This is a genomic window from Rhizobium sp. BR 314, from assembly GCF_047445805.1.
Taxonomy (GTDB): domain Bacteria; phylum Pseudomonadota; class Alphaproteobacteria; order Rhizobiales; family Rhizobiaceae; genus Rhizobium; species Rhizobium lusitanum_B.
In genome coordinates this window covers 111,917-132,607 of the sequence record NZ_JARWLA010000008.1, presented here as the reverse complement: position 1 = coordinate 132,607, position 20,691 = coordinate 111,917, and the positions used below count along the sequence as shown (strand labels likewise).

The following is a 20,691-nucleotide window of genomic DNA, read 5'->3' as shown; positions in this document are numbered from 1 at the left end:
CCGAACGATGAGAAAAGACCATCTTCCTCGTATCGGACAAACCGAAAGACACGTCCTCACACAGGAGATGGAACAATGAACCGCTTGAATGGAAAAGTCGCAATCGTTACCGGCGCCAGTTCCGGCATTGGCCGCGTCACCGCAAAGCTCTTCGCCGCCGAAGGCGCCAAGGTTGTCGTCGGCGCTCGCCGCACCTCAGAATTGGAAAGCCTCGCCGCCGAGATCAAAGCTGCCGGCGGCGAAGCAGCCGTACTGGCCGGGGATGTACGCTCGGAAGACTACCACAGGGCACTGGTTGCCCTTGCACTCGAGCGCTACAGCAAGCTCGATGTCGCCTTCAACAATGCCGGTACGCTCGGCGAAGCCGGTCCCAGCACCGAGGTTTCTGAAGCTGGCTTTGCCGATGCGCTGGCGATCAACCTCACCGCATCGTTCCTAGCCGCCAAGCACCAGATAGGCGAGATGATCAAGCACGGCGGCGGCTCCGTGATTTTCACGTCGACCTTTGTCGGCCATACCGTCAGTTTCCCGGGCGTCGCCGCCTATGCCGCCAGCAAGTCCGGCCTGATCGGCTTGACGCAGACGCTGGCCGCTGAATTTGGTCCGCAGAATGTGCGCGTCAATGCCATACTGCCGGGCGCTGTTGATACCGACATGTATCGCGAAATGAACGACACGTCCGACAAGCAGGCTTTCATAACCAACCTGCATGCGCTGAAGCGCGTCGCCCGCCCCGAAGAGATTGCGCGCTCGGTTCTGTACCTCGCCTCCGATGACGCAAGCTTCGTTAGTGGAACGGCTTCGCTCATCGACGGCGGCCTCTCGATCACGCGTACCTGATCGCCGCTTTTCACGGTTCGATTGTCGTTGCCAGCATCGGCGGCTTCGGAACGCGAACGTGATCCCGCACAGCATGAATTGGTTGCGGGGTCATGTCGTTGAACTGCTTTGAACGGATAAGGACGCGCAGCAGAATCTACATCCCTTGCGGCTCGTCCGCTTAGAACATCGTATTCTTGTTCTTCGACGTCTCAGGGATAGGCTGTACCGAATCCCAATGTTCCTGGATCTTGTTGTCTTCAAGGCGGAAGATATCGACGATGGCGCTGCCGCGGTCGCCAGGCTGACGAACCGCATGGACGCGCAGGATCACATAATCGCCGTCGGCCATCACGCGCTTGATCTCGCTCTTCGACTGCGGATAGTCCTTCTTCAGATAATCGATGAAGCCGCGCAGCCCTTCCGGGCCATCGGCGGCCATCGGATTATGCTGGATGTATTTGCCGAGATACTTGGAAGCGCCATCGAAGTCCTTGTCGTTCAGCGCCTTCTGGTAGAAATCGAGAATGATCTCCTTGTTCTTCAGCTCTTGCGGCGAATAGGCACGCTCGGCAAAGGCCGGCATGGCGGCGGCCATGATTGGCAGGGCGATCATTGCGACTTTCATCAGTTTCAAGGCGAGACTCCTTTGATCGTTAACCTGTTCAATGTTGTCGAGCCGAGAGGCTCCCGCAAATGACAAGTAGTTGATGTCGATGTGATCACCCGGCTTGCCCACACGAAAGCGCCCGCTCGCCCGCGCTGCACGCACAGGGGTATCGATGCCGCGAGGCACGCGGCGATTGCCTATTATCCGCCAAAGGCTTAGGCTTATGTGCAAAAGAACAGGCGATGGGTTCGGGCATGGTTCTCGCAGGAAAGCGCATCCTTCTTATCATCTCCGGCGGTATCGCGGCCTATAAGAGCCTCGACCTCATCCGCCGGCTGCGCGAGCGTGGCGCGAGCGTGCGGCCCGTCATGACATCGGGCGCGCAACAGTTCATCACGCCGCTCGCCGTCGGTGCGCTTGCGGCCGACCATGTCTTCACCGATCTGTTTTCGCGCCAGGACGAGCAGGATGTCGGCCATATCAGACTGGCGCGCGACTGCGACCTCGTGCTGATCGCCCCGGCAACCGCCGATCTACTCGCCAAGATGGCAAACGGGCTGGCGGACGATCTTGCCTCGACCATATTGCTTGCCACGGACCGGCCGGTCCTTGCCGCTCCCGCCATGAACCCGAAGATGTGGGCGCATCCGGCGACCAGGCGGAATGTCGAGACGCTGCGAGGCGACGGCATCGCCTTTATCGGGCCGATGACCGGCGAGATGGCGGAAAGCGGAGAAGCCGGCGCCGGCCGGATGGCAGAGCCGCTCGATATCGTCGCTGCAGTGGAGATGCGACTGGATAATGGCGCCAAGCCGCTTGCGGGCAAGAATGTGATCGTCACCTCCGGGCCGACGCATGAGCCGATCGACCCTGTGCGCTACATCGCCAACCGCTCCTCAGGGCGGCAGGGTCATGCCATTGCGGCAGCCCTTGCGGCGCTTGGTGCCGATGTTACCCTCGTCTCCGGCCCGGTGACGATACCCGATCCGGCCGGCCTCAAGGTCGTGCATGTCGAGCGAGCTGACGAGATGCGCGATGCGGTGCTGGCAGCCCTTCCCGCCGATATTGCCGTGATGGTCGCTGCCGTCGCCGACTGGCGGGTCGCCTCCGCTTCGGATCAGAAGATCAAGAAGCATCCGGGCGAGTCGATCCCGACTTTGGCGCTCACCGAGAACCCGGATATATTGAAAACGGTCGGCCACCACACCCAACGGCCGAAGCTCGTCATCGGCTTTGCCGCCGAAACGCAGGATGTCGAAAGCAATGCCCGCGCAAAGCTGGAACGCAAGGGTGCCGACTTTATCGTCGCCAACGACGTCTCACCGGCAACCGGCATCATGGGAGGCACGCGAAACCGCGTGAAGATCATCAGCCATGCTGGCGTGGAGCAATGGCCCGATCTCGATAAGGATGAGGTGGCGACACGGCTTGCTGCCATGATCGCCGAGAAGATCACGCAGAGATAGCGGCTGGCGTCCGGGCCTCATCGGCGGCGCGCTCTTCCGGCTGGAATGGGCTAACATGCACGCCGGTATCGTCGATCATCACGGCGCTGCCATCGGGAATTTCGCGCCACGCATCGACGTCGTCGTTCAGCGGTTCCGACACGAGGCAATTGCCTGACCCGACCGGCGAGGCATAAAGGGTCGGCGCCTTGCGGTCGGTCGCGTAGCGTATGGCATAGAGCGACCTGCCATCGGAAAATGCTGACGTGAACCGTACCAGCACCGAGCCTGTCAGATGCAGAGAGAGGCCTTCGACGAAGCCGATGGCTTCGGCCATCGCCGCGATCGGATTGACCGCCATGCCGAACTGTATGGCCAGCAGGAAAAGAAGCTCGGAGTCGGTCGTGCCACTGCGGGCATGGAACAGCCGGTCGTCGAGCATGGCTTCCATCGGCCGACGCAGGCGATCGAAATTCGAAATCTGGCCATTGTGCTGGAACGACCAGTTCTCGAAGACGAAGGGATGGCAATTGTCGCGCCGCGTGCCGCCGCCGGTAGCGGCGCGGACATGGGCGAGGAAGAGCGGCGAGCGGATCTGCCGCGCCAGGCTTTTCAGATTGCAATCGGACCAGGCGGGCAGGATATCGCGATAACGGCCCGGCTCCGGCCGGTCGCCGTACCAGGCGATGCCGAAACCATCGCCATTGGTCGCCGTCTTAGCGCGCGTGGCGCAATGGGATTGTTCGATCAGGGAGTGGGCAGGCGAAGACACCAGCTCCTCCAGATAGAGGGGGTCTCCACGATAGGCTGCCCAACGACACATGCGTCTCTTACTCCGATTCCCGCTGTCTTCCTGTCCCGCGGGAGAATGGCAAATCTTGGACGATTATTTATTCGAAATGGGTAATAAAGCTTTAATTTTCCATGCCGTACGCGCAAGATGACGGATATTTGACGCTTCGTCCCATCACGTTTGTCACCGACATGCTTTCTTCGTGAACCCCGCCGCCGCCGAGTTTTGCTCGAGATTTCGCGCGACCGGACATTTCAAAACGATAATAAGTTTGAAGTTCTCTGGGACGGTGCCTCTTGCATCAGCTGGAATTTGAGCTACCTTTCACTGGTCTGAAACGTAACGAAAGGAAGGTGATCCAATGTCTAGTGGGATTTCGGTCTTGGTATACGGCATGGAAATGGTCGTGAACGTTGCGAGGCAGCCCTCGCTCTGATCAACACCTTCCCGAAGCGGTCTTCGCTTCAGGCCAGTTACGGGCCAAAGCTCATGGGGGGTCGCTTAAGGCGACCCCTTTTGATTTTCAGCTTTTCGTTTTTTGCCTTGTCAAATGGTATGAGCGCCTTAGCTAACCCTGCATGTCTTCTCAGGAACAGCTCAACGAGGGCGAAGCCGAACCGAGGCCGCTGAAAGAGCCGGCTCTTACCGCACTCTCATTGTATCCGCAGGATTGGGCCTTGTTCCTCGATATCGACGGAACCTTGCTCGACCTTGCCGAAACGCCGGAAGCGATCGTCGTTCCGGACTATCTGCCCGGTATGCTCCATGCGCTCTCGCGCCAGCTTGGCGGCGCACTGGCACTGGTAACGGGCCGCGCCATCGAATTTGTCGATCCTCTCTTCGCTCCCTTCCGCTTTCCCGTTGCCGGTCTTCACGGTGCGGAACGGCGCGATGCCGCCGGAAGGCTGCGGCGCGCGCATATTCCGCCCGCCTTCCAGGAAATGAAACAGGTCATCCAGCGAGAAGCTCTGGCCTGGCCCGGCGCCATCGTCGAAGACAAGGGAGCGGCTGTCGCGGTTCATTTCCGGCACGCGCCCGCAAGCGAGGTCGAGATCGGCGAAGCCATGCGGCGCCATCTGGACGAAGCCGGCCCCGACTGGAGCATTCAGCACGGCAAGAAGGTGATCGAGATCTGCCCCGCTCATGCGAGCAAAGGGCATGCCGTCGAGGCATTTCTGGCCGAAGCGCCTTTCGAAGGACGACGGCCGATCACCATCGGCGATGACGTGACCGACGAAACGATGTTTGCTGCGGCAAACCGTCTCGGCGGCCAGTCCGTGCGCATTGGCGAAGCCAATGGAAAAACGCTGGCCCGTGCATCCATTGGCTCCCCGGCGCGTTTAAGAGATGTGCTGGAAACTCTCGTCAAGTAATCCGTCGCCCCCTTCGACGCCCTCCAGCCTTTAATTTTACCGCAACTGCGAACGGGAAACGCGCTGCGCGCTTTCCCCGAGTTGCTTTGGTCTTCTCGAAAGGAAGAATTCGTTGAGTCGTCTTGTCATCGTTTCCAATCGTGTTTCCGTGCCCGATCACAAGGGTGCTGCGGCCGCCGGCGGTCTGGCGGTGGCGCTGCAGGCTGCGCTTGCCGAGCGCGGCGGCATCTGGATGGGCTGGTCCGGACAATCGAGCGGCGACGTCGAGCCCGAGCCGCTGCAGATGACGCAGGATGGCAATATCACCTATGCCCTGACGGATCTGACGCAAAAGGATGTCGAAGAATATTATCAGGGCTTTGCCAACCGCGTGCTCTGGCCCATCTGCCACTACCGGCTCGATCTTGCGGAATATGCCCGCAAGGAAATGACCGGCTATTTCCGCGTCAACCGCTTCTTTGCCCATCGGCTGGCGCCGTTCATCGAGCCGGACGACATCATCTGGGTCCATGACTATCATCTCATTCCGCTTGCGGCTGAGCTGCGGCAGATGGGCCTGAAGAACCGCATCGGTTTCTTCCTGCATATTCCCTGGCCGCCGGCCGACGTCGTACTGGCCATGCCGGTGCATGAGGAGATCATGCGCGGCCTTTCCTCTTACGACCTGCTTGGCTTTCAGACGGCCTACGACCTTGAAAATTTCGCGGGCTGCCTGAAGCGCGAAAGCATGGGCATAGAGAAGAGCCCCGGCCATTTCAGCGCGCATGGCCATGATTTTCGCGGCGGCGCCTATTCGATCGGTATCGAAACGGCAGGCTTTGCCGTCTTCGCCCGCAAGGCCGCTTCGCACAGCATGGTGCAGAAGGTACGGAAGAGCATCGAAGGGCGCGACCTCATCCTCGGCGTCGACCGGCTAGATTATTCCAAGGGCATCACGCAGCGCATCGACGCCTTCGAACGCTTCATCACCAACAATCCGGCGCACCAGCGCAGCATCACCTATCTGCAGATCACCCCGAAGTCGCGCTCCGAAGTGCCGGAATACGAGGCAATGCAGCATGCCGTTGCCGAACAGGCCGGCCGGGTGAATGGCGCGATCGGCACGGTCGACTGGGTGCCCATCCGCTACATCAACCGCTCGATCAGTCGCCCGATCCTGGCCGGCCTCTACCGGCTCGCGAAGGTAGGCCTGGTGACGCCGTTGCGCGACGGCATGAACCTTGTCGCCAAGGAATACGTCGCCGCTCAAGATCCGGAAGATCCCGGCGTGCTGGTGTTATCGCGCTTTGCGGGTGCTGCGCGCGAGCTCAAGGGCGCCTTGCTGGTCAATCCTTACGACGTCGACGGTACAGCCAATGCGCTGGCGCGTGCCGTCAACATGCCACTGCAGGAGCGGCGGGAACGCTGGCGCGGTATGATGGATCACCTTCTGGAGAACGACGTATCGCATTGGTGCGAGACGTTTCTCAACGACCTGACGGCGGAATAGATGAGGATTGCTCGGCAGCGGCTTCCGCCAGCAGCCACTCTGCCAAACGCTCGGCATGCGGACTCGGCGCGGCTGAAGGCAGCAGCCAGTAGCCGCGCGCCGGCGCCTCCAGCATCGGACCGGCAGTGACCAAAGTGCGCGCCGCGAGCAACGTATCGACGAGACCCATCCAGCCGATCGCCACCCCCTGCTCGCTGAGAGCGGCCTGCACCACCAGCGAATAGGTATTGAAGCGCAGGTCGCCTTGGCCGGCATAGGCGTCCCGGACGATACCGAAGGAGGAGAGATAGCTTTCCCAATCAAACCAGGGCGACGGCGTTTCGGAATCGAGATGGACTAGCGTGGCGCGCGCCAGCTGCGCGGGATCGGCAAAGGGGCCGTGACGCTCCGCAAAACCCCTGGTGCAGATTGGTACGACTTTCTCAGGCAGTAGCAGCGTGGCAGCCGCGCCGAACTCATCGCGCGTGCCGAAGAAGACGGCAATATCGCCACTTTCCGGAGCGCCGCGATCAAGCCGCTGCGTGGCGACGATCTGGATATCCACCTCCGGATGGAGAAGCCTGAAGGCATGCATGCGGGGTATCAGCCAAAGAGCGGAAAAGGCGTAATCGGTGCGCAAGCGGACGGACGGTCGCTCTGCCTCGACGCGGAAGCTGCGCACCAGACCATCGACGCCACCGACTGCTTTCTCGACGATCCCAAACAGGCGCTGGCCCTCCGGCGAAAGCTCGACGCCGCGATGCTGGCGCCGAAACAGGGCGACGCCCATCTGCCCTTCGATGCGGCGGATCTGATAGCTAACGGCGGGCTGCGTGAGGCCAAGCGCGGAGGCCGCGGCAGAGAGACTGCCCGATCGCCCCACTTCCATGAATATCCGCAGCCAGCCAAGATCGACCAAACGTTCAGTCATAAAATTTCCTTTTGGCATCCATCGAAAAATGCCGGCTTCACAGCAAGAACTCTAGTGATGTTCAATAAAATAATCCAATAACAAGAGGGAGCTTTCGTCATGCGCATGTCTGCAATGGGTCGGCTGACCGCCGGCGCTCTTCTTTCCGTCCTCTCCTTCGCCGGCATTGCCCGGGCCGATGACGATAGCTGCAAGACGATCCATCTCTCGGACCCGGGCTGGACCGACATCACCTCGACCAACGGCGTAACCGGCGTATTGTTGACCGCACTCGGCTACGAGCCCGACATCAAGACGCTTTCCGTGCCGATCGGCTATCAGGCGATGAAGACGGGCAAGATCGACGTCTTTCTCGGCAACTGGATGCCGGCACAAAAGGCTTTCGTTGACGATCTCAACAAGGCGAAGGCCGTTGAAGTGCTGAACCGCAATCTCCAAGGCGCGAAGTTCACTCTGGCCGTGCCGACCTATGCTGCCGACAAGGGGATCAAGGACTTCACAGATCTGCAGAAGCACGGCGACGATTTCGGCCACAAGATCTATGGCATCGAGCCGGGTGCGCCCGCCAACGCCAATATCCAGAAGATGATCGACGCCAACGACTTCGGCCTGAAAGGCTGGGAGTTGGTGGAATCGAGCGAGCAGGCAATGCTATCGCAGGTGGAACGCGCCTCAAAGGAGAAACAGGCGATCGTCTTCCTAGCTTGGGCGCCGCATCCCATGAACGAACGGTTCAAGATCGCCTATCTCTCTGGCGGCGATGCCTATTTCGGCGCAAACTACGGCGGCGCCGAGGTCTATACGCTGGCGCGCGCCGGCTGGTCGGCGCAATGCCCGAACGCCGCCAAGCTCTTCCATAACCTGATCTTCGACATCGGCATGGAAAATTCACTGATGGGATCGATCCTCGGTGGCGAGAGCGCCAAGGACGCGGCGACCGCCTGGCTGAAGGCACATCCGGACGCCTTGACGCTCTGGCTTGCCGGCGTCACCACTATTGACGGCAAACCCGGCCTCGATACCGTCAAAGCCGCCATCGGCCTCTGATCTCAAGGAACAGACTCGCATGTCCCGTCCGAATATCCTCATCCTCATGGTCGATCAGTTCAACGGGACATTCTTTCCCGACGGCCCGGCCGAGTTCCTGCATGCGCCGATACTGAAAGCTCTGGCGAAGCGTTCGGTGCGCTTTGCCAACAGCTATACGGCAAGCCCGCTCTGCGCACCGGCGCGGGCTTCCTTCATGTCCGGGCAGCTGCCAAGCCGCACGCGCGTCTATGACAATGCCGCCGAATTCTGCTCGGATATTCCGACTTTTGCCCATCACCTGCGCGCCGCCGGCTACCAGACGGCGCTGTCGGGCAAGATGCATTTCGTCGGCCCGGACCAGATGCACGGCTTCGAGGAGCGCCTGACGACAGACATCTATCCCGCCGATTTCGGCTGGACGCCTGATTATACCAAGCCCGGCGAGCGCATCGACTGGTGGTATCACAATCTCGGCTCAGTGACCGGGGCCGGCGTTGCGGAGATCACCAACCAGATGGAATATGACGACGAGGTCGCCTATCACGCCACCCGCAAGCTCTACGACCTCTCACGCGGGCATGACGAGCGGCCTTGGTGCCTGACGGTCAGCTTCACACATCCGCATGACCCTTATGTCGCGCGCCGCCGCTTCTGGGACCTCTATGAGGATTGCCCGGCGCTCGACCCCGAAGTTGGCGAAATTCCCTTCGATGAGCAGGACCCGCATTCGCAGCGGCTGATGAAAGCCTGCGATCACGCCGCCTTCGATATCACACCGGAGCAGATCCGCCGGGCGCGACGCGGCTATTTCGCCAATATCTCCTATGTCGACGAAAAGATCGGCGAGATCCTGGAAACGCTCGAGCGCGGCCGCATGGCCGACAACACGATCATCCTTTTCGTCTCCGACCATGGCGACATGCTCGGCGAGCGCGGCCTCTGGTTCAAGATGAACTTCTTTGAAGGCTCCGCCCGCGTGCCGCTGATGATCGCAGCGCCCGGCTGGCAGCCGAAGCGGATCGACCAGCCGGTTTCGACGCTCGACGTCACACCAACGCTGGCAGCGCTCGCCGGCATCGACATCGCATCTCTGCGCCGCTGGACCGATGGCGAGGACTTGACGCCGCTCGCTCTTAACACCGGAAGCCGCAGCGCCGTGCCGATGGAATATGCGGCGGAGGGCTCGGAAGCGCCGCTCGTGGGTCTGCGCGACAGCCGCTACAAACTGACCCTTTGCGAAAAGGATCCGCCGATGCTTTTCGACATCGAAGCGGATCCGAAGGAACTGACCAACCTCGCTCACGATCCAGCCCATGCCGGAACGTTGAAGCACCTGACGGTACAGGCCCTGGCGCGCTGGAACCTTGAGAGCTTCGACGCCGCCGTGCGCGAAAGCCAGGCACGGCGATGGGTCGTCTACGCCGCCCTGCGCAACGGCGCCTACTATCCGTGGGACTATCAGCCGCTGCAAAAAGCATCGGAACGCTATATGCGCAACCACATGGACCTTAACGTGCTGGAGGAAAACCAGCGCTATCCGCGAGGCGAATAGGATTTCGGTGGCCCGTCGCCGGGGAGGACGGTATTGTCGCGCCGACAATAAGGGAGACCATCCATGAAGATCAGCGCAAGAAACCGCCTCAAGGGCAAGGTCATCGAAGTCACCAAGGGCGCGACGACGGCGCATGTCCGTATCGATATCGGCAACGGTTCCATCGTCACTTCATCGATCACCAACGAGGCGGTCGACGAACTCGGCTTGACGGTGGGCTCTTCGGCCTATGCCGTCATCAAGGCATCCGACGTCATGGTCGCCGTCGACTGAAACAGTTCCAGGAAAACTGCCTAGCGGTTTTCCGGGAACTACGTGAACAATCTAGGTATCCCGCTTCTGGCAATAATGCGCCGTCTCGTCGTCGCCGGTCCGGAAATCTCCGGGCTGCGGCGGCGCGATCGGTTTGAACAGGGTACGGTCCGGCTTCAAGTCCAGCAAGGGCGTGCCATCCAGGCAATCGAGGCCGCGCACCAAGAGCACGGCACCCTCGACGGCTTCCAGCTTGACGATGGACGTCCCGATGGGATTGGGCCGCACCGGCGAGCGGAGCGAGAAGGTGCCGTGTACTTTGCCGCTGTTGGCCGGGCTCTGCAGCACGAGATCTCGCCGGGATCGATCCAGCCAATAAAGAACTTCCAGCCGCTCAAAGGCTTCGACGCCCTGCAACGCCGCCACCCAGGGTTCGAAAATCTCGATCCGGCAGAGCGGGCCGTCATGCCGGCCCTGGCGCGGCGTTTCCATGCGCGATGTCCAGGGCGTCGAGATACGTCCGATAAAGGTAAGACCGGCATCGCACGCTGCGGGCGGTTCGACGGCTACTTCGTTTTGGCGAATTTCGTTTTCACGGACCATCAATGCCTCCCTGACCCCCGGCGGTTACTTCACGCCCTTCAGTAGCGCCGCCACCTGTTCATCCGTCAGGTCCACCTGATAGAAGAGTTTGTAGAACTCCTTTACATCGCCTGCGAAATCGCTGCGGAAGAGCTTTGGATAAAGCAGTTTCTCCAGCCAACGTACGCCGATGAGCCGGTTGACGCCGGGCGGTGAATCGAACCAGCCGAAGGGCAAGGACGGCGGCACGAAAATCTTGCCATCCTTGACGGCCTTGATCGCAGCCCATTGCGGATCGCTTTTCACCAAGGCTGCGAGATTCGCATCGTCGGCGATGATGATGTCGGGATTCCAACCGACGACCTGCTGCGGCGTCACCTTGGTCAGGCCGCCCTTGCCGGCAGCGGCAGCGACATTCATAGTGCCGACAGCATCGAGGATTTCGAGATTGATCGAGCCGGAGAGCCCCGTCTCCAGGCCATCGGCGCCGCGACCATAATAGACGCGCGGGCGCGGGTCGTTCGGCAACGTTGCCAGCTTGTCGTTCAAATCCTTGATTTCGGAATCGGCATAATCAGCCAGCTTGTTGGCGCGATCTTCGACGCCGATCAGGGCGCCGACATCGCGAAGCGTATCGGCTGTGCGGGCAAAGCTGCCATCGATGAGGACATAGGGAACACCGGTCTCGGACTGCACCTTGTCGGCCAGCGCCTTGTAGGTGGGATCGACCGTACCGGCATCTAGGATGATATCCGGCTTGGCATCCGTGACGGCTTGCGCGCTGATCGTACCGCCTTTGCCGGTCAGCCGCCCAATGGTCGGCAGCGCCCGCACCGACGGCGCCAGATAGGCCTTCGCGGCCTCGTCGGGCGCATGAACCCAGCCCGCTAATTTTTCCGGCGCCAACGCGTAGACAAGCACTGCTGCCGGAGGCCCGGCGACGACGATACGGTTGATTTTGTCTGGCACCGACACCGTGCGTCCGGCCGCATCGGTTATGATTCGTGCTTCGGCTGCGACCGGCATCAGGCCGGCGAAGGCCAGCACAAGAACCGCAAGAAATCTCATCATGAAAGCTGCCCGTTCTGATCTAGGAGATCCTCCGGGGCGGCACTATGGCATAGCGCTATATCGGATGGAACATCGCCAAGGCACTATTCCAAGATGAAACACATCCGAGCCGATCACGTCGGCTTGAGGCCTAATCGGTGAGGCTTTCATGACATCGCATGTAATTGAGAGCAGCATTCGCCTCAGGGTATTTAACGACCATCTTCTTGCAGGAAGAGCTTTTTCAGCCCTTCAACAAATGACCCCTAGCCCGGTGTGACGTTGATGGCCACGACATCATTCCGGCAGAGGTCTCAGGAAAAACTCATGACGACGATGACGTTCACGAAAAGAGAAGCTCCCCGATGGCTGCTGGCCTTCTGGCGGGAAATCGACGACAAGACCTTTGGCGAAGGCTTCAACTGCCTTGCGGAAGACGCCACATGCAACCTCGGCATCGCCGACTGGAAGGGGCGAGAAACCATACGCCGGAACCTGCGCGCCTTCATCGACACAGGCTTTACGGCATTGCATGATGTCACCGAATATTGGGACGCCGGATCGCTGAGAGTGTTCCGCGGGACCGTGACAATGACGCCCAACGACCGCACTCAGGCGGTCGTCAAACCGGTGATGACGCACTTTTTCTACATGGACGAGACCGATCCCACGAAAGTGCGCCATTGGTACGGTGCAGTCGGGCCGGTAGCCTTCTCATAAAACCATTGCTGGCAGGGCTGCGGAATATGGCCCTGCCAGATCAAACGAAAGAAGCGAGGCTTTGCAAGGATGAGTTCTCTTCGCGGCGAACTGAGATTGCCAAACCAACTCGGCCCGCAGCTGCGCGCCTGGCGCGGCACGCGCGGCAAGAGCCAGCTTGAACTTTCCCTCGACACCGGCATTTCGCAGCGGCAGATCAGCTTTATCGAAAGCGGCAGGAGCACGCCCGGTCGCCAGAATGTTTTACGTCTCGCCGATGCATTGGACGTGCCGCTTCGCGAGCGCAACACCCTGCTGCTCGCCGCCGGCTATGCGCCGATCTATTCCGAAGGAGGCTTCGACGATCAGGAAATGCAAGGCGTCGCCAATGCGCTGAAACGCATGCTTCGCCAGCACGAGCCCTTTCCAGCCGTCGTCATGGACCGCTATTGGAATGTCCTGATGAGCAATGACGCGACACTGCGCTTCTTCGGCCAGTTCATCGATACGGCCGCCCGCCCGAAACCGCGCAATCTCCTGCATCTCATGTTCGATCCCTCAGGCATGCGGCCCTTCATTGCAGATTGGGAGAAGACGGCCGAAAGCCTCTTGGGACGGGTTTTCCGAGAGTCCGTCGGTCGCGTGATCGATGCGCGAACGAAGGAGCTTATCGACAGACTGCTTGCCTATCCCGATGTGAATGCCGAATGGAGGACATCGCCCGCGATCGAGAATGTGCCGCTGATCCCCCTGTCCTTCGTAAAGGACGGGCATGTGCTGAAATTTTTCTCGCTGGTCACGACGGTCGGAACGCCGCAGATGATCACGACCCAAGAGCTGAGGGTCGAATGCATGTTTCCGTTGGACGATGCCACCGAGGCTCGCTACGCAGAGCTGATGAACGCAGCAGCAGCACAGTAACATCTTGAGCCACAGGCTCGTCGCCTGTGGCTGCTATGCTGCTGATATCAGGCCGCTTTGACGGCGTGATATTCCTTGATGGCGACCATCTTGATAGCCGGATAACGTTCTGCCTCATAGCGCAACGAGAAGCCGTCCTGGGCGAGGAAAACCGGATCACCGTCGAGATCGCGGGCGATATCGCCGCGACGTGCGGTGACGAACTTTTCGAGGTCGGTCGACTGGTCGGCCGAGATCCAGCGGCAGACGGAGAAGCGCGACATTTCGAAGGAAACCGGCAAGCCGTATTCGGCCATCAGCCGCTCCTTCAGCACGTCGAGCTGCAGGGCACCGACCACGCCGACGATGGCGGGAGAGCCGTCTTCGGGCGAGAAGAGCTGTACGACGCCCTCTTCAGCCATCTGCTGCAGAGCTTCCTTGAGCTTCTTTGCCTTCATCGCGTCTTCAAGGCGAACGCGGCGAAGGATTTCCGGCGAAAAGTTGGGCACGCCCTGGAAAACCAGAGATTCACCTTCCGTCAGCGTATCGCCGATGCGCAGCGTTCCGTGGTTCGGAATGCCGACGACATCACCGGCATAGGCGGTATCGGCGAGCTGGCGCTGCGAGGCAAAAAAGAACTGCGGCGCGGTAAGACCAAGCTGCTTGCCAGTGCGCGACAGCCGCGCCTTCATACCGCGCTCCAGCTTGCCGGAGCAGATACGGGCAAAGGCGATCCGGTCGCGATGGTTCGGGTCCATGTTGGCCTGGATCTTGAAGACGAAGGCCGTCATCTTGTCGTCGGTGGCGTGAACAGTCCTGATATCGGCGACCTGGTCACGCGGCGGCGGTGCGAATGCGCCGAGCGCATTGATGAGATCGCGGACACCGAAGTTGCGCAGCGCCGAGCCGAAGAAAACCGGGGTCATATGGCCTTCGAGGAAGGATTCCCGGTCGAACGGGCGGCAAGCCTCGATCGCCAGTTCGGTCTCATCGATGAAGGCCTGACGCTCGTTTTCCGGCAGCCGGTCGGCAACCGCCTGCGGGCCGTTCACGCGCGTGGCCTCAACTTCGGTATCGGAGCCACGCACGGTATTGTCGGCTAGGTGATAGGAGCCGCAGAAGGTCTTGGAACGGCCGATCGGCCAGGTGACGGGAGCGGTGTCCAGAGCCAGTTTCTCTTCGACTTCATCTAGGATTTCGAAGGGATCGCGGCTTTCGCGGTCCATCTTGTTGATGAAGGTGATGATCGGGATGTCGCGCATGCGGCAGACTTCGAAGAGCTTCAGCGTCCGCGGCTCGATACCCTTGGCAGCGTCGATGACCATGACAGCGGCATCGACGGCGGTCAGCGTGCGGTAGGTGTCGTCGGCGAAGTCTTCGTGGCCGGGCGTGTCGAGAATATTGAAGACGTTGCCTTCATATTCAAATGTCATCACCGAGGTGACGACCGAGATGCCGCGTTCGCGCTCGATCTTCATCCAGTCGGAGCGCGTCTGCATGCGATCCTTCTTCGCCTTGACTTCGCCGGCAAGCTGAATGGCGCCGCCGAACAGCAGCAGCTTTTCGGTGAGCGTCGTCTTGCCCGCGTCCGGGTGAGCGATAATAGCAAATGTGCGGCGGCGGGAGACCGCCTCGGCGAGACTTTCGGCCATGCGTGTAAATCCTGTGAATTGCGGCCGTATCTAGCGACTCAAAGCCCTAAATGCAATTGACCTCGGCCGTTGCAGCGCAAACTAATGCCACATGACCATACACACCAATATCAGCCCGACCCTGAACCTCATCCGTCTGCCGCATGGCGAAGGGCTAGATCTGCCCGCTTATGAGACCAGAGGTGCCGCCGGCATGGATCTGCGCGCAGCCCTCGACGATGGCGCGACGCTGACGATCCTTCCCGGCAAGCGGGCTCTCGTTCCCACGGGCTTTATCTTCGAAATTCCGGATGGTTTCGAGGCGCAGATCCGCCCACGCTCGGGCCTTGCCTTCAAGAACGGCATCACCTGCCTGAACTCGCCGGGCACGATCGACAGCGACTATCGCGGCGAAGTGAAGGTGCTGCTGATCAATCTCGGCGAAGAGCCTTTCGAGATCACCCGCGGCATGCGCATCGCGCAGATGATCATCGCGCCGGCGATCCAGGCCCATATCGTCGAAACGACGGAAGCGAGCGAAACCAAGCGCGGCGCCGGCGGCTTCGGCTCGACCGGCGTGTGATGACCGAGCTTGCCCAAGCGCATGGCCTGACCCTGCGTCAGGATTATTTCGATGATCCCTCCGCATGGAAAGGCCTCGTCGACCTGCTGCAGGACACGTTCTCTATCGATGTCGGCATTCAGGATAAATTTGGCGGCCCCGACCGAGGCAGCATGCCGTTCGGGTATTTCGATGGCGAAGGACGCTGTGTCGCCAGCTTCAGCGCCTTCTCCATGCCGATGATGATCAGTGGCCGTGCCGTCAAGGCGGCGGGCTATCAATCGGGCGCGGTGCGGCCGGAATGGCGCGAACGCGGGCTTTATCGCGACCTCATGCGGCGCGCCTTTGAGCGAACCGCCGCGGAGGGCTACGAGCTCGATCTTCTACTCACCGACAAGCCGGAGCTTTATGAGCGTTACGGGTTCCGCATCGTACCTCAGCATGTCTTCATCGCGCAGATGCCGAAGCTGCAGAAATCAGACAGAGCTGCTCGGCAGCTTTCCCTGGAAACGCCGGATGATCTGCACCTGATCCAGACGCTGCTGCAAAGCCGGCAGCCGGTTTCCGAGCGCTTTGCCGTTATCGAGCAGATGGAGATGTTTCTGCTGAACGCCTGCTTCAATCCAGCGATCCGCCTGACGGCGCTCGGGGATGATGCGGTCATTGCATGGACGTTCGATGGCGCGACCTTCTGGCTGCTCGACGTGGCCGGAACAGCCATTCCGTCTCTGGCGACAATCCTGTCCGCTCTTGATGTCGAACCCAATCGTATCGAGATCTGCTTCTCGCCGGATCGGCTGGATTGCGAGGCATCGATCGAGCCCTATGAGGGATACACTGTGCTGATGGCGAGCGGCAAAGCAGCAGGCGAAATCACCGGGCCGCTCATCCTCTCGCCTATGGCGGAATTTTAGCGCGACAAAGGCGGCAGGCGGCGCTTGACCGGCGTCGCCTTGATCATCGACGTGTTCGTCTCGGCCCGCTCGGTGATCCTGTCCAATATGCCATCGAGCTCGCCCATGGAACGCACCACCAGCCGCCCGATAAAGCAATCGTCGCCGGTGACCTTGTCGCATTCGATGAATTCGGGGGTGTCCTGAATGATCCGCTCGACGACATGCAGTTGACCGGGCAAAGGCCTGATGCGAACGATCGCCTGCAGCGGGTAACCGATCGTCTCGGGTGCAATATCGACGGTGAACGCCGATATGATACCGCGCTCCTCCAGCCGACGCAGCCGCTCCGCCGCGCTTGGCGAGGACAACGCTGCCGCTTCCGCCAGCTCCTTCAGCGATATCCGGGCATTGCGTGCGAGCGCCTCGAGCATTCGCTGATCGATCTCATCGAGGCCAAGAGCTGCATTAGGGACACCCATGTTTCAACCTCATATTTTTAGGCAAAATAGCGATTTCACCTCACTGAATCTATATCAACGATCCCCGCGCCGCAATATGATTGGCAGCAATAGACGGGAGGCAAGGCAATGACCGAGATTAAACGCGGCACGGCGGAAATGACGGCGGCAATGCTGATTTCAGGCACGATCGGCTGGTTCGTGCTGATGTCCGGACAGGCGGTGACCGATGTCGTTTTCTGGCGCTGCTCTTTCGGCGCGTTGACGCTGCTTGTCATCTGCGTGGCGATGGGCCTGCTGCGGCCTGGCATTCTGAACTTGAAGAGCTTTGCGATCGCCGTCGGCGGCGGGATCGCCATCGTCCTCAACTGGTTGCTGCTGTTTGCTGCCTACTCCCACGCCTCCATTTCCATCGCCACGACCGTCTATAATACGCAGCCCTTCATGCTTTTGGGGCTTGGCGCATTGTTCCTGGGCGAGCGGATCACCTTCACCAAGCTGTTCTGGCTTGCCCTTGCCTTTGCCGGCATGGTGATCATCGTGGAAGGCAAGCCAGCTGAAACTGCAGGTGCGGGAAGCTATGCAATCGGCATCCTCCTCTCGCTGGGCGCGGCCTTCTTTTACGCGCTGGCGGCCATAGCGGCCAAGTGGCTGAAAGGCACGCCGCCGCACCTGATCGCGCTCATCCAGGTTTCGACAGGCATCCTGATGCTTGCGCCCTTCACCAATTTTTCCGCTGCGCCGCAGGACGCCAGCGGATGGTCGATCCTCGTCGCCATGGGCGTCGTGCACACCGGCGTGATGTATGTGCTGCTCTATGGCGCGATCCAGAAGCTGCCGACGCATCTCACTGGCGCGCTGTCCTTCATCTATCCGATTGCCGCTATCGTCGTCGATCGCCTTGCGTTCGGCCATGTGCTCGGCATCACGCAGATCGCCGGCGCAATCATCATTCTCGGTGCTGCAGCCGGCATGAATCTCGGCTGGACCATCCCCCTGGCCGGACATAAGAACAACCATCTCTCCAAGGAAGCCACCGAATGATCACCTGCTATCTGCGCTACGTCATCGACCCCTACAAGCTTGCCGAATTCGAGCACTATGCCAAGCTCTGGATTCCGCTGGTCAACCGGCTAGGCGGCACGCATCACGGCTATTTCCTGCCGCATGAAGGCGCCAACAATATCGCCTTGGCGCTCTTCAGCTTTCCGAGCCTTGCCGCCTATGAGGACTATCGCAAGCAGATGGCCGAGGATGCGGAATGCCGGGCCGCATTCGCCTATGGCGAAGAAACGCGCTGCATCGTCAGCTACGAGCGCAGCTTCATGCGGCCAGTTTTCTAAACTTACTTAGCCGGAGTCGGGCAGGTTGTGGAGCGGCCGTCAAGGCCCTCCGCCATTTTTTCGAAGGTCGCGCCCAACCCGCTCTTGCCGCCGCCAAGACGCAGGACATAGAGGCTGTCGAAATCCTCTCCCTGCCACTTAGGCACCGCCTCATCGTCCCCGCCATTGTCACTCAACAGCTGCCGGGCGAGCTTGACGATCTGCTTGTGCTCCCAGGCGACGAAGACCAGCTTGCCTGCATAGGCAGGCTTTTCCAGCTCTGTTTTCAGCTCGTCGATATCGTCATAGCCGAAGCGAGTGTCGACCGGCATGCCGAGCGCAATCGCCGTCGGCTCGATGGTCGCCAGCGGCCTGATGTAGTCGTAGGAAATCCCGTCATCCCTCTTTCGCTGGGAGGGATTCGGCGCAAAGATCGCCGCAGGCTTGCCGAAGCGCTTTGTCAGTACCGATGGCAATGCCAGCGCCCGGTTGAGGCCCTGACAGTTCAACTGACCAAGCCCCGTTTCCGGCTTTTCGCCATGGCGCATGAAGACGATCGTCTGTGCGCCGGTCCCGGCCGCAAAAGCGATTGGCACTGAGCCGCCGAGCACTGCAAGTGACAGAAGGCCGGCGGTGAGTGGCTTTGAAAAACTCCGCATCAGCGCTGCGCCTCGAAAGCCGTGCAGGCGGTGGCTCCGGCCCGCATCATCCCGAGAGCCCTTGGGGCAAAGGCGATCAAAGTGGTCAAATACGGCATGAAGCCTCCGGTGACGGAAAGAGAACCAAACCAATTCCAGGAAAAGTGCAGAGCGGCTTTCCGTCCGGAATTGCGTAAAAACAAGAGGATAGAGCATTTTCGCGATTCGAGGAAAAGCGAAAGGGCTCTAGAATTGAATTTCATCGGCTGCAACCAGCTTGATTTCATGCGACCCAGCGTCGAAGCCATCAAGAAGCATGTTGTGGTGCGCAATGATCTCTTCGAAAGCCAGCTTTCCCATATCGGCAGTGGTGTGGCCATCGGAGATCAGCGAAACGTCGAAACCGAGTGAGACGGCGCGTCGTGCCGTCGTGTCGACGCAGAACTGCGTCATGCAGCCGCCGATGAAAAGACGGGTGATGCCCCGGGCACGAAGCTTTGCCTCGAGATCGGTTTCGAAAAAGGAATCGCTGCTCGTCTTGTGGATGACGACATCACCGGCCTCGGGCGCGATTTCGCGGCGCAATTGCCAGCCCTCGCTGCGCTTTGCCAGGCGATGACCCGCCTTGCCGTCATGCTGGACGATAAAGGCCGGAACGCCGGTCGCACGCGCCCTGTGCTTCAGCGTGGCGAGCTTGGTGACCACCACCTCCAGTGCGGCATCGATAGCCGGTTGCCGCGCCGGAGCGCCGAGGCCGGTCAGAATGGAATTCTGTAGATCGATCAGGAGCAATGCAGAAGACATGATATCCTTGGGCATAGCAGTTTCGACGCGCGTTAACCCCTTGGTAGTATGTTCGCAGCGCCGGCGCAATCGCTTGAAAACGCAAAGGTGGTACGATAGAGACGGTACCATCTTTGGAGGAAATCTTGATGACGCTCGCGGCCCTTCTTGCCTATAGCGGCGCGCTCTTCATCGCAGCTGCCATTCCTGGTCCGGGCGTCACGGCCATCGTGGCACGCGCACTGGGGTCAGGCTTTCGCGAGACCTTCTTCATGGGCCTCGGCCTGGTGCTCGGCGACACCATTTACCTGACGGCCGTCATCCTCGGCCTCGCCGTCGTAGCACAGGCCTTCGCCGAGGTCTTCATCGTCATAAAGATCGCCGGTGCCCTCTATCTCGGCTATATCGCCTGGAAGCTCTGGACCGCCGGCCTGCTGGTAGCCGATATATCGGCAAGAAAGCCCAATGGCGCCGGCATGTCCTTCCTCTCAGGCCTGCTGGTGACGCTCGGCAATCCAAAGGCCATGCTCTTCTATATCGCGCTCGTGCCGACACTGATCGACATCGATCATATCGGTGCGCGCGAATATGTAATGCTAATCGCCGCAACCGTCGTCGTGCCGCTCATCGCCCTCGTCCCCTACATGCTGCTCGCGTCTCGAGCTCGGGCCTTCCTCAAGAAGCCGATAGCCCTGCGGATATTGAACAGGGTCGCAGCCAGCATTCTCGCCAGTACGGCCGCGTTTATTGCCGTACGGGCGGCCTGAAAAAACATTCTCTGAAACAGCGAGAGAAGAGATTCTTTTCTCAGCTGCAACAAACAGTGTGCGCGCGTGCACTCTGGTTTCCGCCGGCGTTTGCTCCTATTGTCGCAGCACAATTCACATGTAGGGAGAAA

Annotated in this window: 23 protein-coding genes; 14 read left to right on the top strand and 9 right to left on the bottom strand. The window is 60.3% G+C overall.

Going from position 1 to position 20,691, the window contains the following annotated elements; genetic code table 11:
- Positions 1 to 75: 75 nt before the first annotated feature.
- A complete protein-coding gene (locus QD461_RS13660) occupies positions 76 to 840 on the top strand; it encodes an SDR family oxidoreductase (RefSeq protein WP_414088250.1) in 765 nt (254 codons plus the stop codon).
- Positions 841 to 1,000: 160 nt separating this feature from the next.
- Here QD461_RS13660 and QD461_RS13655 read toward each other — a convergent pair whose 3' ends face one another.
- The gene (locus tag QD461_RS13655) at positions 1,001 to 1,447 is read right to left on the bottom strand and encodes an ester cyclase (protein ID WP_414088307.1); all 447 of its coding nucleotides are present in this window, start codon (positions 1,445 to 1,447) and stop codon (positions 1,001 to 1,003) included.
- 236 nt (positions 1,448 to 1,683) lie between these two features.
- Between QD461_RS13655 and coaBC the strand changes: the two genes are divergently transcribed.
- Positions 1,684 to 2,895: a bifunctional phosphopantothenoylcysteine decarboxylase/phosphopantothenate--cysteine ligase CoaBC gene (coaBC, locus tag QD461_RS13650; RefSeq protein ID WP_414088306.1), complete on the top strand. Its 1,212-nt coding sequence runs from the start codon at positions 1,684 to 1,686 to the stop codon at positions 2,893 to 2,895.
- Here the strand turns inward: coaBC and QD461_RS13645 are convergent.
- Positions 2,882 to 3,697 (bottom strand): class II glutamine amidotransferase, encoded by an 816-nt coding sequence (locus tag QD461_RS13645; RefSeq protein WP_414088249.1) that lies wholly within the window; start codon positions 3,695 to 3,697, stop codon positions 2,882 to 2,884. The two genes, coaBC and QD461_RS13645, sit on opposite strands and share 14 nt — an antisense overlap.
- 548 nt (positions 3,698 to 4,245) lie before the next feature.
- Between QD461_RS13645 and otsB the strand changes: the two genes are divergently transcribed.
- Together otsB and otsA are read left to right on the top strand one after the other, a co-directional pair.
- The gene (gene otsB, locus QD461_RS13640) at positions 4,246 to 5,040 is read left to right on the top strand and encodes a trehalose-phosphatase (protein ID WP_414088248.1); all 795 of its coding nucleotides are present in this window, start codon (positions 4,246 to 4,248) and stop codon (positions 5,038 to 5,040) included.
- A 112-nt stretch (positions 5,041 to 5,152) separates the two neighbouring features.
- Positions 5,153 to 6,529 (top strand): alpha,alpha-trehalose-phosphate synthase (UDP-forming), encoded by a 1,377-nt coding sequence (otsA, locus tag QD461_RS13635; protein ID WP_414088247.1) that lies wholly within the window; start codon positions 5,153 to 5,155, stop codon positions 6,527 to 6,529.
- On the opposite strand, the gene QD461_RS13630 is transcribed toward otsA, so the two are convergent.
- Positions 6,507 to 7,439 (bottom strand): choline sulfate utilization transcriptional regulator, encoded by a 933-nt coding sequence (locus QD461_RS13630; RefSeq protein ID WP_414088246.1) that lies wholly within the window; start codon positions 7,437 to 7,439, stop codon positions 6,507 to 6,509. The genes otsA and QD461_RS13630 overlap by 23 nt on opposite strands.
- 99 nt (positions 7,440 to 7,538) lie before the next feature.
- Between QD461_RS13630 and QD461_RS13625 the strand changes: the two genes are divergently transcribed.
- The 3 genes from QD461_RS13625 to QD461_RS13615 all read left to right on the top strand — a co-directional run bounded on the left by QD461_RS13625 (position 7,539) and on the right by QD461_RS13615 (position 10,293).
- A complete protein-coding gene (locus QD461_RS13625) occupies positions 7,539 to 8,486 on the top strand; it encodes a choline ABC transporter substrate-binding protein (protein WP_414088245.1) in 948 nt (315 codons plus the stop codon).
- A 19-nt stretch (positions 8,487 to 8,505) separates the two neighbouring features.
- Positions 8,506 to 10,020 (top strand): choline-sulfatase, encoded by a 1,515-nt coding sequence (gene betC, locus QD461_RS13620; protein ID WP_414088244.1) that lies wholly within the window; start codon positions 8,506 to 8,508, stop codon positions 10,018 to 10,020.
- Positions 10,021 to 10,083: 63 nt separating this feature from the next.
- Positions 10,084 to 10,293: a TOBE domain-containing protein gene (locus QD461_RS13615; RefSeq protein ID WP_414088243.1), complete on the top strand. Its 210-nt coding sequence runs from the start codon at positions 10,084 to 10,086 to the stop codon at positions 10,291 to 10,293.
- A gap of 51 nt (positions 10,294 to 10,344) precedes the next feature.
- On the opposite strand, the gene tsaA is transcribed toward QD461_RS13615, so the two are convergent.
- Both tsaA and QD461_RS13605 read right to left on the bottom strand, forming a co-directional pair.
- Entirely contained in the window at positions 10,345 to 10,875 is a 531-nt protein-coding gene (tsaA, locus tag QD461_RS13610; RefSeq protein ID WP_414088242.1) for a tRNA (N6-threonylcarbamoyladenosine(37)-N6)-methyltransferase TrmO, read from the bottom strand.
- A 24-nt stretch (positions 10,876 to 10,899) separates the two neighbouring features.
- Positions 10,900 to 11,925, bottom strand: coding sequence for an iron ABC transporter substrate-binding protein (locus QD461_RS13605; RefSeq protein ID WP_414088241.1), 1,026 nt, complete (start codon positions 11,923 to 11,925; stop codon positions 10,900 to 10,902).
- A gap of 306 nt (positions 11,926 to 12,231) precedes the next feature.
- Between QD461_RS13605 and QD461_RS13600 the strand changes: the two genes are divergently transcribed.
- Entirely contained in the window at positions 12,232 to 12,624 is a 393-nt protein-coding gene (locus tag QD461_RS13600) for a nuclear transport factor 2 family protein (RefSeq protein WP_414088240.1), read from the top strand.
- Between the two features lie 69 nt (positions 12,625 to 12,693).
- On the top strand, positions 12,694 to 13,524 hold the full coding sequence (locus QD461_RS13595) for a helix-turn-helix domain-containing protein (RefSeq protein ID WP_414088239.1): 831 nt from the start codon (positions 12,694 to 12,696) through the stop codon (positions 13,522 to 13,524).
- A 47-nt stretch (positions 13,525 to 13,571) separates the two neighbouring features.
- Here QD461_RS13595 and QD461_RS13590 read toward each other — a convergent pair whose 3' ends face one another.
- Positions 13,572 to 15,155, bottom strand: a complete 1,584-nt coding sequence (locus QD461_RS13590) for a peptide chain release factor 3 (RefSeq protein WP_414088238.1) — start codon at positions 15,153 to 15,155, stop codon at positions 13,572 to 13,574.
- A gap of 91 nt (positions 15,156 to 15,246) precedes the next feature.
- Here QD461_RS13590 and dut point away from each other — a divergent pair, with 91 nt between their 5' ends.
- Entirely contained in the window at positions 15,247 to 15,717 is a 471-nt protein-coding gene (gene dut / locus QD461_RS13585; protein ID WP_414088237.1) for a dUTP diphosphatase, read from the top strand.
- Positions 15,717 to 16,610 carry a GNAT family N-acetyltransferase gene (locus tag QD461_RS13580; RefSeq protein ID WP_414088236.1) on the top strand — a complete coding sequence of 298 codons (894 nt, stop codon included), beginning with the start codon at positions 15,717 to 15,719 and terminating at the stop codon, positions 16,608 to 16,610. Before dut ends, QD461_RS13580 begins: the two co-directional genes overlap by 1 nt.
- Here the strand turns inward: QD461_RS13580 and QD461_RS13575 are convergent.
- Positions 16,607 to 17,071, bottom strand: a complete 465-nt coding sequence (locus tag QD461_RS13575) for an Lrp/AsnC family transcriptional regulator (protein WP_414088235.1) — start codon at positions 17,069 to 17,071, stop codon at positions 16,607 to 16,609. The two genes, QD461_RS13580 and QD461_RS13575, sit on opposite strands and share 4 nt — an antisense overlap.
- Before the next feature lie 108 nt (positions 17,072 to 17,179).
- Between QD461_RS13575 and QD461_RS13570 the strand changes: the two genes are divergently transcribed.
- Positions 17,180 to 18,094 carry a DMT family transporter gene (locus tag QD461_RS13570; protein ID WP_414088234.1) on the top strand — a complete coding sequence of 305 codons (915 nt, stop codon included), beginning with the start codon at positions 17,180 to 17,182 and terminating at the stop codon, positions 18,092 to 18,094.
- Complete coding sequence (locus QD461_RS13565) at positions 18,091 to 18,393, top strand: NIPSNAP family protein (protein WP_004108289.1); 303 nt, start codon at positions 18,091 to 18,093, stop codon at positions 18,391 to 18,393. Before QD461_RS13570 ends, QD461_RS13565 begins: the two co-directional genes overlap by 4 nt.
- A 2-nt stretch (positions 18,394 to 18,395) precedes the next feature.
- Here QD461_RS13565 and QD461_RS13560 read toward each other — a convergent pair whose 3' ends face one another.
- Together QD461_RS13560 and QD461_RS13555 are read right to left on the bottom strand one after the other, a co-directional pair.
- Positions 18,396 to 19,031 carry a hypothetical protein gene (locus tag QD461_RS13560; RefSeq protein WP_414088233.1) on the bottom strand — a complete coding sequence of 212 codons (636 nt, stop codon included), beginning with the start codon at positions 19,029 to 19,031 and terminating at the stop codon, positions 18,396 to 18,398.
- Positions 19,032 to 19,256: 225 nt separating this feature from the next.
- Positions 19,257 to 19,814, bottom strand: coding sequence for a cysteine hydrolase family protein (locus QD461_RS13555; protein WP_414088232.1), 558 nt, complete (start codon positions 19,812 to 19,814; stop codon positions 19,257 to 19,259).
- 128 nt (positions 19,815 to 19,942) lie between these two features.
- On the opposite strand from QD461_RS13555, the gene QD461_RS13550 reads away from it, so the two are divergent.
- Positions 19,943 to 20,560: a LysE family translocator gene (locus tag QD461_RS13550; RefSeq protein ID WP_414088231.1), complete on the top strand. Its 618-nt coding sequence runs from the start codon at positions 19,943 to 19,945 to the stop codon at positions 20,558 to 20,560.
- Positions 20,561 to 20,691: the final 131 nt, after the last annotated feature.